Source organism: Streptomyces sp. NPDC033845, assembly GCF_055576225.1.
This window is the reverse complement of sequence record NZ_JBVIRI010000013.1, coordinates 213081-226589: the sequence shown is the minus strand read 5'-3', so window position 1 is coordinate 226589 and position 13509 is coordinate 213081. Positions and strand designations below refer to the sequence as shown.

The 13509-nt window shown below is 74.7% G+C and carries 8 protein-coding genes; 4 read left to right on the top strand and 4 right to left on the bottom strand.

Annotated elements, in window-relative coordinates:
- Nucleotides 1-286: 286 nt before the first annotated feature.
- On the bottom strand, nt 287-844 hold the full coding sequence (locus tag ACZ50K_RS26725) for a MarR family winged helix-turn-helix transcriptional regulator (protein WP_468907559.1): 558 nt from the start codon (nt 842-844) through the stop codon (nt 287-289).
- A 105-nt stretch (nt 845-949) separates the two neighbouring features.
- On the opposite strand from ACZ50K_RS26725, the gene ACZ50K_RS26720 reads away from it, so the two are divergent.
- The gene (locus ACZ50K_RS26720) at nt 950-2245 is read left to right on the top strand and encodes an MFS transporter (protein ID WP_468907557.1); all 1296 of its coding nucleotides are present in this window, start codon (nt 950-952) and stop codon (nt 2243-2245) included.
- A 103-nt stretch (nt 2246-2348) separates the two neighbouring features.
- Here ACZ50K_RS26720 and ACZ50K_RS26715 read toward each other — a convergent pair whose 3' ends face one another.
- Together ACZ50K_RS26715 and ACZ50K_RS26710 are read right to left on the bottom strand one after the other, a co-directional pair.
- Nucleotides 2349-4040 carry an ATP-binding SpoIIE family protein phosphatase gene (locus ACZ50K_RS26715; protein WP_468907555.1) on the bottom strand — a complete coding sequence of 564 codons (1692 nt, stop codon included), beginning with the start codon at nt 4038-4040 and terminating at the stop codon, nt 2349-2351.
- Nucleotides 4041-4170: 130 nt separating this feature from the next.
- The gene (locus ACZ50K_RS26710; RefSeq protein ID WP_468907553.1) at nt 4171-5577 is read right to left on the bottom strand and encodes an NAD(P)/FAD-dependent oxidoreductase; all 1407 of its coding nucleotides are present in this window, start codon (nt 5575-5577) and stop codon (nt 4171-4173) included.
- A gap of 338 nt (nt 5578-5915) precedes the next feature.
- Here ACZ50K_RS26710 and ACZ50K_RS26705 point away from each other — a divergent pair, with 338 nt between their 5' ends.
- Both ACZ50K_RS26705 and ACZ50K_RS26700 read left to right on the top strand, forming a co-directional pair.
- Nucleotides 5916-6710 (top strand): TetR/AcrR family transcriptional regulator, encoded by a 795-nt coding sequence (locus tag ACZ50K_RS26705; RefSeq protein WP_468907551.1) that lies wholly within the window; start codon nt 5916-5918, stop codon nt 6708-6710.
- A gap of 217 nt (nt 6711-6927) precedes the next feature.
- Nucleotides 6928-8946, top strand: coding sequence for a sigma-70 family RNA polymerase sigma factor (locus ACZ50K_RS26700; protein ID WP_468907549.1), 2019 nt, complete (start codon nt 6928-6930; stop codon nt 8944-8946).
- 66 nt (nt 8947-9012) lie between these two features.
- On the opposite strand, the gene ACZ50K_RS26695 is transcribed toward ACZ50K_RS26700, so the two are convergent.
- Entirely contained in the window at nt 9013-11220 is a 2208-nt protein-coding gene (locus tag ACZ50K_RS26695; RefSeq protein ID WP_468907547.1) for an asparagine synthase-related protein, read from the bottom strand.
- A gap of 618 nt (nt 11221-11838) precedes the next feature.
- On the opposite strand from ACZ50K_RS26695, the gene ACZ50K_RS26690 reads away from it, so the two are divergent.
- Nucleotides 11839-13449, top strand: coding sequence for a sporulation protein (locus tag ACZ50K_RS26690; protein ID WP_468907545.1), 1611 nt, complete (start codon nt 11839-11841; stop codon nt 13447-13449).
- The last annotated feature ends 60 nt before the right edge of the window (nt 13450-13509 follow it).

Below are 13509 nucleotides of genomic sequence, written 5' to 3'. Positions count from 1 at the left end.
GTTTCCCTTTCCGGCGGTTCCGACTCTATCAGACTCTTTCGGGCCTGACTCCCAGTCAGCGGGGTTTGTCTTCCGGGCTGTTGGGCCCTTCCGACTCCCGAACTCTAGCGGATTTCCCGGGCGACCCATAATCGGGTCTCGGAAATGAATTCGGGCATGCCGAATGCGTTCCCGGTGGGAGTTCGTGCTGAGTTGGGTGCCGCAACGAGGCGGCGGGATGTGTCGTCGAAGAACCGTTACGGCCCCGCGGCAACTCGGAGTACTTTACGGATCGCCCGGGGGCGTGTCAACCCCGGGTCTTGGAGGGCTCGGGGCCGCCCTGGAGGTCCTCCACCCGGTCCAGCAGACGGGTCAGGATGTCGCCCAGCAGACCGCGCTCCGTCGGGGAGAGGTCCTGGAGCAGGTCCTCCTCGAAGACCGAGGCCATCCGCATGGCGTCCAGCCACTTGCTGCGGCCCTCCTGGGTGAGCTCCACGATCACGCGGACCCGGTTGGACTCGTCCCTCTCCCGGGTGACCAGGCCCTCGGCCGTCATCCGGTCGATGCGGTGGGTCATGGCGGCCGGCGTCAGCCCCAGCTGCTTGGCGAGCTCGCTCGGGCCCAGCCGGTAGGGGGAGCCGGAGAGCACGAGCGCCTTCAGGACCTCCCACTCGGCGTTGCTGATGCCCAGCGCCGCCGTCTGCCGGCCGTACGCCACGTTCATGCGGCGGTTGAGGCGGCTCAGCCCCGACACGACCTTCTCGACCTGGGGGTCGAGGTCCTGGAATTCGCGCTGGTAGGCGGCGATCTGTTCGTCGATGGTCGGCTCGTTGGCGGCCGCGTGGCCGTCCGGGGTGTCACCCATGGTGCCGAGTATGGCACGCCCCCGTTGGCATCTAACTCCTTCGATGTGTACTCTTAATGCTTGAAGTTTAGGTATGAAGTCTTCAGCTCTAAGGACAGGTGAGAAGTGACCAAGGTGATGGGCGCTGCGATGCGGCGGATCCAGGCCGGGAACGCGTTGACCGCGTTCGGCATCGGCTTCACGGTTCCGTTCCTCTACATCTATGTGGCGCAGGTGCGAGATCTGGGCTCTCTGACGGCGACGTGCGCGTTCATCGCGTTCGCCCTCGGTGCGCTGGTCGCGCTGCCCTTCACCGGGCGGATCATCGACCGCCGGGGCCCGGTCCCGGTGGTCATCGGGGCCGCGGTCACCGCCTCTCTCGGCGCGCTGGCCCTGGGGCTGTCCGCCTCGGCGGTGCCGATCCTGCTCTCCGCGCTCGCGCTGGGCGCCGGCCAGGCCGTGATGCAGCCGGCGCTGGCCACGATGATCGTGTGGTGCTCCACCCCGGCGACCCGGACCCGGTCCTTCGCACTCCAGTTCTTCATGCAGAACCTGGGTCTGGGCATCGGCGGTCTGCTCGGCGGGCAGATCGTGGACGAGAGCCGTCCCGGCAGCTTCACCCTGCTGTTCGGCATCGAGGCCGTGATGTTCCTGGTGCTCGCCGGGGTCATCGCCTCGGTGAAGATGCCGCACGCTCCGGCCATCGCCGACGCCCGTCCCAAGGACCCGTCCCGGTCGGCCGGCGGCAGCTGGCAGCGGTTGCTGCGGCACAAGGCGATGGTCCAGTTGCTGGTGCTGGGCTTCGTGCTGTTCTTCGCCTGCTACGGGCAGTTCGAGTCGGGTCTGGCCGCCTTCGGCACCGAGGCCGCCGGGATCTCCCCGTCCACCCTCGGGTTCGCGCTGGCCGCCAACACCGGTGCGATCGTGGTCGCCCAGTTCGTGGTGCTGAAGCTGGTCGAGAAGCGGCGCCGGTCCCGGGTGATCGCCCTGGTCGGGCTGATCTGGACGGTCGCCTGGGTGATCGCCGGGTTCGCGGGTCTGGGGCACGGCGGCGCCGTGATGGCCGCCGGCGCGTTCATCACCACGTACGCGCTCTTCGGGATCGGCGAGGCCATGCTGTCGCCGACGCTGGCGCCGCTGGTGGCGGACCTGGCCCCGGAGGGCTCGGTCGGCCAGTACAACTCGGCCTTCGCGCTGGTGAAGCAGATGGCGCTGGCGCTGGGTCCGCTCGGGGTGCCGCTCGGGGCCGGGCTGCCGATGTTCTACATCGGGCTGTTCGTCGTGGTGTCGCTGGGCATCGCCTGGCTGGCGCTGCGGCTCGGCCGGCAGCTCACCGCCGTGCAGGACAACCCCTCGCTGCTGCTGCGCGCCCCGGCCGAGCGGTCGGAGCGGCAGCCGGCGGCCGATCCGGTCGGCGCCTGACCGGGCCGGACCGGTACGAGGTGACAAGGGGAAGGGCCCCGCTCCTGGAGGAGCGGGGCCCTTCTCTTCGTGTTGTTCGCCCGTTCGGGTGACTGGTCGCGGCTCACTTGTCGGGCAGCGCGAACTCGCACCAGACCGCCTTTCCGCCGCCCGGGGTGCGGCGGGAGCCCCAGGAGGAGGCGATGGTGGCGATGATCGAGATGCCCCGGCCGGTCTCGTCGGCCGGTTCGGCGCGGCGGCGGCGCGGGAGGTGGTCGTCCCCGTCCGTCACCTCGACGATCAGGCGGCGGTCGGTGCGGCGCAGCCGGAGCCGCATGGGCGGGGTGCCGTGCTGGAGGGAGTTCGCGACCAGCTCGCTGGCGGCCAGCACCCCGATGTCGCAGAGCTCCACGGGGAACCGCCAGGAGGCGAGCACTCCCTGGGCGAAGGCGCGGGCCCGGGGAGCGGCCTCGACTCCGCCGAGGAGTTCCAGGGCCGCGTTGTGGAAGAGCTCGGCGTCCTGACCGGTGCGGGCCGGCTGCTGGAGGACCATCACGGCGACGTCGTCGTCATGGTCGGCGTCCACCCCGAGGGCGCGCATCAGCCGGTCGCAGATGACGGCCGGGGTGCCCTGGGCTCCGGCCAGGGCCCGCTCCAGGGCGGACACCCCTTCGTCGATGTCCTCGCCCCGGCGTTCGACCAGCCCGTCGGTGTAGAGGACGGCGGTGGAGCCGGGGCCCAGGGCGATGGTGCCGGAGGAGTGCAGCCAGCCGCCGGTGCCCAGCGGGGGGCCGGTGGGGTCGGCGGCGCGGCGGACGGTGCCCTCGGCGTCCCGGACCAGGATGGGGAGGTGGCCGGCGGAGGCGTAGGCCAGCAGTCCCTCGTTGGGGTCGTGGACGGCGTAGACGCAGGTGGCGATCTGGCTGGCGTCGATCTCGGCGGCGAGGCCGTCGAGGAGCTGGAGCACCTCGTGCGGCGGGAGGTCCAGGCGGGCGTAGGCGCGGACGGCCGTGCGCAGCTGTCCCATGACGGCGGCGGCCCGGACCCCGCGGCCCATGACGTCGCCGATGACCAGGGCGGTGCGGCCGGCGCCGAGGGTGATGACGTCGTACCAGTCGCCGCCGACGGCGGCCTCGGTGCCGCCGGGCTGGTAGGTGGCGGCGACGCGGAGGTCGTCGGGCTGTTCGAGTTCCTGGGGGAGCAGGGACCGCTGGAGGGTGACGGCGGCCTCGCGCTGGCGGCGTTCGCTGGCGCGGAGCCGGTCCACGGCCTCGGTGTGGTCGGTGACGTCGGCGAGGTGGATGAGGACGCCGGTGCTGTCGGGGCCGTCGAAGGCGACCGGGGTGCAGGTGACGGTGTAGGAGTTGCCGCCGCCGGGCGCGGTGCGGTTCTTGGCGGTGCGCGGTCTGCCGCTGCGGAGCACCTGGTCCAGGAGCGGGAGGAGGCCGAGCTCGCCGAGTTCGGGGAGGGCTTCGGCGGCGGTGCCGCCCAGCGGGCGGGGGCCGAAGCCGGCGGTGTAGCTCTCGTTGAGGTAGGCGACCCGGTGGTCGGGGCCGTGGACCAGGGCCACCAGGGCGGGGAGCCGGCCGAGCACCTCCCGTACGGAGAGTTCGTCGAGGGAGGGCACGGCGGCGATGGGGGTGCCGGTGCCCGTGCCCGAGACGGTGGGGTCGGCGGGGCGGCCGTCGGGTGCCGAGCCGCGGGCGGCGGGGACGGAGCCCTCGCCTCGCTTGGCCTGGGCGGCGGCCTGTTCGATCCGGGCGGCGGCGCGGCGCTGCGTTCCGGGAAACCGGGCGCTCCAGCGCGTGAAGTTCACTGCGTTCAGGCCTCGTGGTGTCGCTCGTGGTCGCTGTGGTGTTCAGGGACGGTCGCTGGGCGGGTGACTCTGTGCAGGTGTGAGCACACCTATGGTCACACGTCCAGTGTGGCCGACCGGACTGGTGGTTTCAGCGCTGGTCGGGCTTCGGGGGGTTGGGCGGGGGTGCGGCGGGGCCGCCGCCCGCCGCGAGTTCGAATTCCGCGCGGGGGTGTTCGAGGGAGCCGAGGGAGACGATCTCCCGTTTGAACAGGCCGGACAGGGTCCATTCGGCGAGGACCCGCATCTTGCGGTTGAAGGTGGGGACCCGGCTGAGGTGGTAGGCGCGGTGCATGAGCCAGGCCGGGTAGCCCTTGAGCTTGCGGCCGTAGATGTGGGCGACGCCCTTGTGCAGGCCGAGGGAGGCGACGGAGCCGGCGTACTTGTGGGCGTATTCGGTGAGGACCTCGCCGCGGAGGGAGGCGACCAGGTTGTCGGCGAGGGCCTTGGCCTGGCGGACGGCGTGCTGGGCGTTGGGGGCGCAGTCGGTGCCCCGTTCCGCGGCGGTGATGTCGGGGACGGCGGCGGCGTCGCCGGCGGCCCAGGCGTGTTCGGTGCCCTCGACGGTGAGGAAGGCGGTGCAGGCGAGCCGGCCCCGGTCGTTGGTGGGGAGGCCGGTGGCGGCGATCAGCGGGTGGGGTTTGACGCCGGCGGTCCAGACGACCGTGCGGGTGGGCAGCCGGGTGCCGTCGCTGAGCACGGCGACGCGGTTCTCGCAGGAGTCGAGGCGGGTCTCCAGGCGGACGTCGATGTTGCGGCCGCGGAGCTCGCGGACGGTGTAGGTGCCCATCTCGGGGCCGACCTCGGGGAGGATCCGGTCACTGGCCTCGACCAGCACCCACTTCATGTCCTCGGGCTTGATGTTGTGGTAGTAGCGGGCGGCGTAGCGGGCCATGTCCTCCAGTTCGGCGAGGGCCTCGACGCCCGCGTAGCCGCCGCCGACGAACACGAAGGTGAGGGCGGCGTCGCGGATGGCGGGGTCGCGGGTGGAGGAGGCGATGTCCATCTGTTCGAGGACGTGGTTGCGCAGTCCGATGGCCTCCTCGACGGTCTTGAAGCCGATGGCGTAGTCAGCGAGGCCGGGGACCGGGAGGGTGCGGGAGACGGAGCCGGGGGCGAGGACCAGCTCGTCGTATTCGAGGAGCAGGGCGCCGGTGCCCTCGTCCTCGGTGGCCAGGGTGGTGACGGTGGCGGTCCGCTTGGTGTGGTCGATGCTCCGTGCCTCGCCGATGAGGATGCGGCAGTCGCCGAGGACCCGGCGGAGCGGGACCACCACGTGTCGGGGGGAGATCGAGCCGGCGGCGGCCTCGGGGAGGAAGGGCTGGTAGGTCATGTAGGGCTCGGGGGTGACCACCGTGATCTCGGCCTCGCCGGTTCTCAGCTTCCGCTGGAGCCGGAGGGCCGTGTACATGCCGACGTAGCCGCCGCCGACGACGAGGATGCGCGTGCGGGGCGGGGTACCGGGGGCCGTGCCCCGCGTGTTAGCAGCCTTCACCATCCCATGACGCATCGTGGCCGGGAGTTTGTCCACAGGCCCGTCAAATTGTGTGACCGGAGACAGGGGTGGGGCGGGGCTGTCGGGAGGGGGGGGTGGGGGCCGGGAGCGCAGGTCAGGACAGGCGGAATCACTGATTCCGGGGGTGGGAAACGGAAAAGTGGGGGTGAATGCTCCGATTGGGCGGTGGTCCGTCCGGGGCTGCCCCTTCTGAATTGACTCTGGCTCAACTATGTTCGTTACCGGTCGAGCCGTAGGACCGGGCCGTACGACCTCGGCCCGCTCGACACGAAGGCGGGGACTGTCTCCGGGGGGAGACAAATGATTACCGGGGGATACATATGCACATTTCCGATTTCCATGGGTCTGCGACCGCGCTCTCCGATGCGGGCAGCGGCCGCGTGATCGCGGGCGCCACCACGCACGGAGTGGGCCGCTCCACCCCGCTGCGGGTGGACGCGCAGCGCAATCTCGAACATGTCCTGCGGGCCGCCCGCGAGGTGTTCGGCGAGCTCGGCTACGGGGCTCCGATGGAGGACGTGGCGCGCCGCGCCCGGGTCGGTGTCGGCACGGTCTACCGGCGCTTCCCGAGCAAGGACGTCCTGGTCCGCCGGATAGCCGAGGAGGAGACCGCCCGGCTGACCGAGCAGGCGCGGGCCGCCCTGGGCCAGGAAGAGGAGCCCTGGCAGGCGCTGTCCCGGTTCCTGCGCACCTCCGTGGCCTCCGGCGCCGGGCGGCTGCTGCCGCCGCAGGTGCTGCGGGTCGGCGCCGCGGCCGAGGAGGAGACGGCGCCCGCCGCCTCCGCGCCCGACGCCCGGGTGCCGCAGCAGCGGCAGCAGCCGGAGCTCCGCGTGGTCGGCGCGACCCGCACCGGCGGCCTGCCCGTCTCCGTCGCGGTGACCGCGGTGGACGAGCCCGCCGAGGACTCGGGCGCCGGCGCCCTCCTCGAAGTGGTCGGCAAGCTGGTCGACCGGGCGCGGGCTGCGGGCGAGCTCCGCACCGACGTCACCGTGGCCGATGTGCTGCTGGTCATAGCCACCGCCGCGCCGGCCCTGCCCGACCCGGCCCAGCAGGCCGCCGCCTCCAACCGGCTGCTCGACATCCTGCTGGAAGGCCTGCGCTCCCGCACCGCCTGACCTGAGGGCCATCGACCTGAGGGCCATCGACCTGAGGTGCCCGGCCCCTCGAACGGCCACTCGCTCAAACGGGTGAGCACAGTAAGACGATTCGTCGAACTGTGCCCGGATGAGTGGATGACCCGCAGAGGGGCCCGGACCCCGGCCCCCGTGTGCCACGCTTTCCGGGTGTACCGGTCGAGTGTGTGGTGCGGTGTGTGGTGCGGGAGCTTCCGCGATGAGCGTTGACGGTCGGGAAGAGCCGCTCGGCGGCTCCGGCGGTGAGGTCGGGGCGGACAGTCCGCCCACCGGTCAGGTGCCCGCACAGCGGGAAGCGGGCAGCGGCGCCTCCGCCGCCGAGCTACCGCCCTCCGACGGCGATCTGATCGCCCGGATGCGCGGCGGGGACGACAGCGCCTACGCCGAACTGTTCCGCCGCCACTCCGAAGCCGTCCGCCGTTACGCCCGGACCTGCTGCCGTGACGCCCACACCGCCGAGGACCTCACCGCCGAGGTCTTCGCCCGGACCCTCCAGGCCGTCCGCGGCGGGGCCGGCCCCGACCAGGCCGTCCGCGCCTATCTGCTCACCACCGTCCGCCGAGTGGCCGCCGCCTGGACCCGGACCGCCAAGCGGGAACAACTCGTCGAGGACTTCGCCCTGTTCGCGGAACAGGCCTCCGGCGCCGCCGCCGGGGCCGACGGCGCAGCCTCGCTGTCCGGCGAGGCCGGGCTGGAACTGGGCGCGGACGTCCGCGCCATGCACGAGGCCGAACAGACCCTCGCCATGCAGGCCTTCCGCAGCCTGCCCGAGCGGTGGCAGGCCGTGCTGTGGCACACCACCGTCGAGGAGGCCTCCCCCAGCGCGGTCGCCCCGCTGTTCGGGCTGACCGCCAACGCCACCGCCGTACTGGCCAGCCGCGCCCGCGAGGGCCTCAAGCAGGCCTATCTCCAGGCCCATGTGAGCACCGCGCTCGGCTCCGGCGGGGACTGCGCCGTCCACGCGGACCGGCTGGGCGCCTACGCCCGCGGCGGACTGCGGCTCCGGGCCGAGCGGGGACTCCGCAAGCACCTGGAGGAGTGCGCCAAGTGCCGGATCGCGGCCGGTGAGCTGAAGGACGTCAACGCGGGCATTCCCGCGCTGCTCCCCGTCGCGGTCATCGGCTGGTTCGCCGCCGGGTACGCCGCCAAGGCCGCCGGGGTGGTGGCCGGCGGGGCCGTGGCCGCGGGCGGCGCCGGAGCCGCGGCCGCCGCCACCGGAGGCACGGCGGCGGGCGGCGCGGCAGCGGGCGGCGCGGCGGGTACCGCCGGAGCCGGGGCCGCCGGGGCCGGGGCCGCCGGAGCCGGAGCTGCCGGAGCCGGGGGTGGTGGTGCGGCCGGGTCCGGGGCGGGGGCCGTGGCCTCCGAAGGGCTCGGGCTGCCCGCCAAGGCCGCCATCGCCGCCGGGCTCGCGGTCGCGGCGGCCGCCGGGCTCGTCTTCGCCTTCGCCGGGGACGAGGCCGAGCCCCAGGCCAAGGCCACGCCCTCGCCCACCGCCGCTGCCCCCGAGCGACCGCAGCCGCCGCCACCTGCGCCGAGCCCGCCCGCGCCCCGGCCGCCGAGCGTCCAGGCACCCCCGCCGCCGCCCGCGCCCGTACGCAGCAGGCCCACCCGGCCGAGCGTCGCCCCGCCGCGCCCCGCGCCGGCCCCGCCGAAACCTCCGCGCACCTCCGCACCGCCCCCGAGGCCCCCGGCCCGGCCCAGCCCCCGGCCCACCCCGAAGCCCAGCCCGAAGCCGACGCCCCGGCCGACCGCGAAGCCGGTCCCGCCGCCGCCCGCACCGCCCACCGGCTACCGACTGGCCCGCCTCGGCCAGTCCGCCTTCGGCGACCACACCGGCCCCGAGCTGGACACCTGGCGCAGCAGCTGGGTCTGGCAGCGCTGGGCACCGGTCATCGCCGGGGAACGCCACGGGCACGGCATCACCGTCCACGACCGCTCCCGGGTGGAGATCCGCCTCAACCGCCCCTGCGAGACCTTCTCCGCCCGGGTCGGGGTCGACGACCTGTCCCCGCCCGGCACCCGCTCCGTGCGGTTCTCCGTCTACGGGGACGGGGACCGGCTCTGGCGCTCCCCCGTGATCGGCCCCGGGGACCCCGCGGTCCCGGTGCGGGTCGCGCTCTCCGGCACCAGCCGGCTCCGGCTGGTCGTGGAGGGCGAGGACCCCCGCCACCGACTGCTGCTGGCCACCTGGGCCGACGCCGTCATCGGCTGCCGCTGACCCCGCCCGCATCGCCGACCCCACCCGGCCGGACCGTGCCCCCAGGCGCCAGGGCGGGACCGGCCGTCAGGACAGGGCCGGGCGGCGGGACGGGACCCCGGTGGGCACGGCACGGCGGCGCGGGGTGGAGGTACCGGTCCAGCAGGTGCCCCGGCGGGACAGCAGCCGGCGCAGCCACAGCTCCATGGAGACCAGTTCGGCCAGCCCGTCCAGCGGGACCGGCCGGCCCTCCGCCGCCTCGGTCAGCGCCTGCTGCACCACCCGGGCCTCGATCAGGCCCGCGTCGGCCAGATACGGCGAGGCGAAGAGCAGCAGCAGGTCCGGAAGGGCCGCCCGCAGCCCCAGCCGGGTCGCCGTGTCGTTCGCGGAATGGGACACCGCCCCCCAGCCGGGCGGGAGTTCACGGACCCCGGTGGCGGACAGCACCTCCCGCAGGATCGCCGCCCGGGCCCCCGGCTGGACCCGCAGGGACTCCGGGAGCGCGCGGGCCGCCCGCACCACCTGGTTGTCCAGGAAGGGGGCGTGCAGCCGCTGGCTGCGGATCTCCGCGGCCTGCTCGAACACCCGGTGGTCGGCCGCGTGCCGGGCCAGCACCGAGCGGGCCCGGGCCTCCCCCGGCCGCAGGGACAGCGGCGGGCGGGCCGCCGCGGTGCCCAGCCGGATCGATACTTCCGCCAGCGCCTCACCGGTCAGCCAGCGGGCCGCCGGTCCGGGCCGGCACCAGGTCAGGGCCGACAGCGAGGCGTCCACCGGGCCGGAGGGCCCGCCGCCCAGCCGTCCTTCGCGCAGTTGGGCCGCCACCGCCTCCATGCCCGACCGGTAGGGGGTGCGGGCCAGCCGCCGGGCGGCCGAGTAGACGGTCAGCGGGAGCAGCAGGGCCGGACCGCCGCCCGTACTGGCCGCGGCGGCCGACCGGGCCAGCGCGGCCACCGGCCGCAGCAGGTGCCGGCGGCGCCGGTCCAGCAGCAGATCGGCCAGCCGCGCGGGATGCCCGTCGAGGACCTGGCGGGCCCCGTGGCCGACGAAGTGGTCGGCGGACCCGGCGGCCAGCCGGCGGCGCTCCCGGGCCGCCACCACCAGGGCCGGGCCCGGCTCGTCGGTGAGCGGGCCCTCCAACTCGGCGTAGGGGAGGGACTCTTCGGCGGCCGCGACCACCACGTGGTGCAGCCGGGGGTCGGCGGCGATCACCCGCGCCCGTTCCAGATCGGCTTCCCGGCCCTGCGGGGTGACGAGGTCGTTGAAGGTGACGGCCAGCAGCCGTTCCCCGGCCGCCGTGGCGCCGAGCCCCGGCAGGGTGCCGGGGGCCCCGGGCAGTCCGGCGGCCAGCAGGGCCAGGGTGGCGGAGGCGCTGCCGCCGGAGAGGTCGGCGCCGATCCCCGGTACGGGCACGGGCGCGCCCCGGGCGGCCCGGCGGTCGGCCGGGCCCATGCCGGGAACCGGCCCCGGATCGTGCGGCAGGGTCTCGGGGGCATGGCGGGGGGCCGTGAGCCGGGCGCGCACCGCGTCCACGAGTGCTTCCCGTACGCCCTCCACCGCCCGGCCGGCGTCGAGTTCCGGCGCGGCCACGGCGAGCGAGGCCACCGGTTCGTATCCGGTGATCTCCCGGGAGCCCTCGCGGAGGATCAGGGCGTGGCCGGGCGGGATGCGGCGGACCCCTGCGTACGGTGTGCCGTCGCCCAGTGCCTCCGGGCTGTCCGGGCAGGCCAGCAGGGCTGCGAGATGGCCGATGTCGAGCTGGGCCTCGATCAGGTCGGCGAGCGGGAGCGCGGCCGTGGCGTAGGCGGTGCCGCCGGCCCAGGGGGTGTAGAACACCGGGCGGGCGCCCGCCAGATCGCCGAGGACGGTGATCCGCCGGCCGGTCTGCACCACGGCGGTGTAGCTGCCGGGCCAGGAGGTCAGATGGCGCAGGGCGCCGCCGCGGGCCGCGTAGAGGGCCCGGCGGAGCTCCTCGTCGCTCGCCCCGCAGCAGCCGAGGACGGCGAGCCGGGTGAAGGGGTCGGCGGGGTCGGCGGTGACGGTGCGGATCTCGTCGGCGCGCCAGTCCCCGACCGCCCACAGCGGGTCGGGGTCGCCCCACAGCAGCTGGGATCCGACGGGGTGGACGGTGCGTTCGGCGTCCTCGGCCGGATCGTCGGGGTGGGCGGCGTCGGCGATGCCGCCGCGCAGCACCCCGTCCTGCCCGGTGGGGCCGCCGGGGCCGGTGCCGGTGCCCGAGACGCGGCCGGCCGTGCCGAAACTCGCGGCGATACTGCTCCACCCCACCAACCAGCGCATCGCCGCCTCCCCGCTACCAGCATCGTGGGCACCTGTGGGTCGGGGACCATGCTGCCACGAGACGGGCGCGCCGGAGTCGGCTAAGGGGGCGCGCATACGAAAGGAACGCGCCCCGGCCGTGCGCTATTTGGTGTTGCGTGCCGGGCGCCCCACCCTGCCCCATAGGTCGGTTTCAGCCATTCTTCGACGGCTCCGGGGGGCCTGTGAAGGCGGATACGGGTGCGGTCCGGGAGGCGCGATCCGCCTCCCGGACCGGTCCGCCACCCGCGGGGATTGAGGCGGCGGTGTCCCCCGGCCCCCCGGATCCGTACGGCGGGCCGACCCACGCACCGGACATCGAATCGCCGGGTCACCGGGCGGGCCAGAGCGCACGGCCGGGCGCACGGCCACACGGGCGGAGCACGCGCTGACAGGTGCGCCCGGGTGCGGGACGCGCGCCGGACTGTGCACACGGACAACAATCCCGCCATCCGGAACGCGAGCCCTTAACGCTTGGGATGCGGGGAACTACGCTGGGTTTACGAATGCCGGGTGCCTATGCCCGGTGGCCGAGTGTGTGTCCGTGCGTGTCCGTGTGTGTCCTGCGTGTCCGTGTGTGTCCTGCACGAGGGGTGGCGCATGTCCAGGGAGCTCCGTGAGCCCAACGAGAAGCTCGGCGCCGTCCTCGCCCTCGCCGGCATCAGCAACGCGGGACTGGCCCGGCGGGTCAACGACCTGGGCGCGCAGCGCGGGCTGACCCTCCGTTACGACAAGACCTCGGTGGCCCGTTGGGTGTCGAAGGGGATGGTGCCGCAGGGTGCCGCCCCGCATCTGATCGCCGCCGCGATCGGCGCGAAGCTGGGCCGGCCGGTGCCGCTGCACGAGATCGGGCTGGCCGACGCGGATCCGGCGCCCGAGGTGGGTCTGGCCTTCCCCCGCGACATCGGGGCGGCCGTCCGCTCGGCCACCGATCTGTACCGGCTGGACCTCGCGGGCCGGCGGGGCGGCGGCGGGATCTGGCAGTCGCTGGCCGGGTCCTTCTCGGTGGCCGCGTACGCCACCCCGGCCTCGCGCTGGCTGATATCCCCCGCCGACGGCTCGGTGGCCCGCACCGCCGAACCGGCCGCGGAGCCGGCGGCGTCCGGTGCCGCCGCCACCGCTCCCGCCACCGCGCCCGGAAGCGCTCCCGCCACCACTGCCGTCACCGCTGCCGCTGCCGTGTCCACATCGCCACCGCCGTCGCCCGCGCCGTCGCCGACCTGCGTTGTGCCCCCGCAGCCCGGCGCCGAAACTCCGCGGCCGGCCGTGCCGCGGCCCGCCCGGACCGCCCCGCAGCGGGTCGGCCACAGCGATGTGGCCAAACTCCGCGAGGCCGCCGAGGACGCCCGGCGCTGGGACTCCAAGTACGGCGGCGGGGACTGGCGTTCCTCGATGGTGCCGGAGTGCCTGCGGGTGGACGCCACCCCGCTGCTGCTCGGCTCGTACAGCGACGAGGTGGGCCGGGCGCTGTTCGGGGCCACCGCCGAACTGACCCGGCTGGCCGGCTGGATGGCCTTCGACACCGGCCAGCAGGAGGCCGCCCAGCGGTACTACATCCAGGCCCTGCGGCTGGCCCGCGCGGCCGCCGACGTCCCGCTCGGCGGGTACGTGCTGGCCTCCATGTCCCTCCAGGCCACCTACCGGGACTTCCCCGACGAGGGGGTGGACCTGGCCCAGGCGGCGGTGGAGCGGAACCGGGGCCTGGCCACGGCCCGCACCATGAGCTTCTTCCGGCTGGTGGAGGCGCGGGCGCACGCGAAGGCGGGGGACTCGCAGGCGGCCGGTTCGGCGCTGCGGGCCGCGGAGGGCTGGCTGGAGCGTTCGCGGGAGGGCGACCCCGACCCGACCTGGCTGGGCTTCTACTCCCACGACCGGTTCGCCGCGGACGCCGCCGAGTGCTACCGGGACCTGCGGCTGCCCCGGCAGGTCCGGCGGTTCACCGAGCAGGCGCTGTCCCGGCCCACCGAGGAGTACGTCCGCTCGCACGGGCTGCGGCTGGTGGTGAGCGCGGTCGCCGAGTTGGAGTCGGGCAATCTGGACGCGGCCTGCGCGGCCGGCACCCGGGCGGTGGAGGTGGCGGGCCGGATCTCCTCCGCCCGCACCACCGAGTACGTCCGCGACCTGCTGCACCGGCTGGAGCCGTACGGGGACGAGCCCCGGGTCGCCGAGCTGCGCGAGCGCGCCCGGCCGCTGCTGGTCAGCCCCGGATAGCCGGTCCGACGGACCGGTTTCCGCCGCCGGTGTGCCGCCCCGGGGTCGGGCTGTCAGTGG

Excerpts from the sequence above, each read along its gene's own strand:
- ACZ50K_RS26705 (WP_468907551.1), top strand. The coding sequence starts at position 5,916 with ATGCACATTTCCGATTTCCATGGGTCTGCGACCGCGCTCTCCGATGCG.
- ACZ50K_RS26725 (WP_468907559.1), bottom strand. The coding sequence starts at position 844 with ATGGGTGACACCCCGGACGGCCACGCGGCCGCCAACGAGCCGACCATC.
- ACZ50K_RS26700 (WP_468907549.1), top strand. The coding sequence starts at position 6,928 with ATGAGCGTTGACGGTCGGGAAGAGCCGCTCGGCGGCTCCGGCGGTGAG.
- ACZ50K_RS26710 (WP_468907553.1), bottom strand. The coding sequence starts at position 5,577 with ATGGTGAAGGCTGCTAACACGCGGGGCACGGCCCCCGGTACCCCGCCC.
- ACZ50K_RS26695 (WP_468907547.1), bottom strand. The coding sequence starts at position 11,220 with ATGCGCTGGTTGGTGGGGTGGAGCAGTATCGCCGCGAGTTTCGGCACG.
- ACZ50K_RS26690 (WP_468907545.1), top strand. The coding sequence starts at position 11,839 with ATGTCCAGGGAGCTCCGTGAGCCCAACGAGAAGCTCGGCGCCGTCCTC.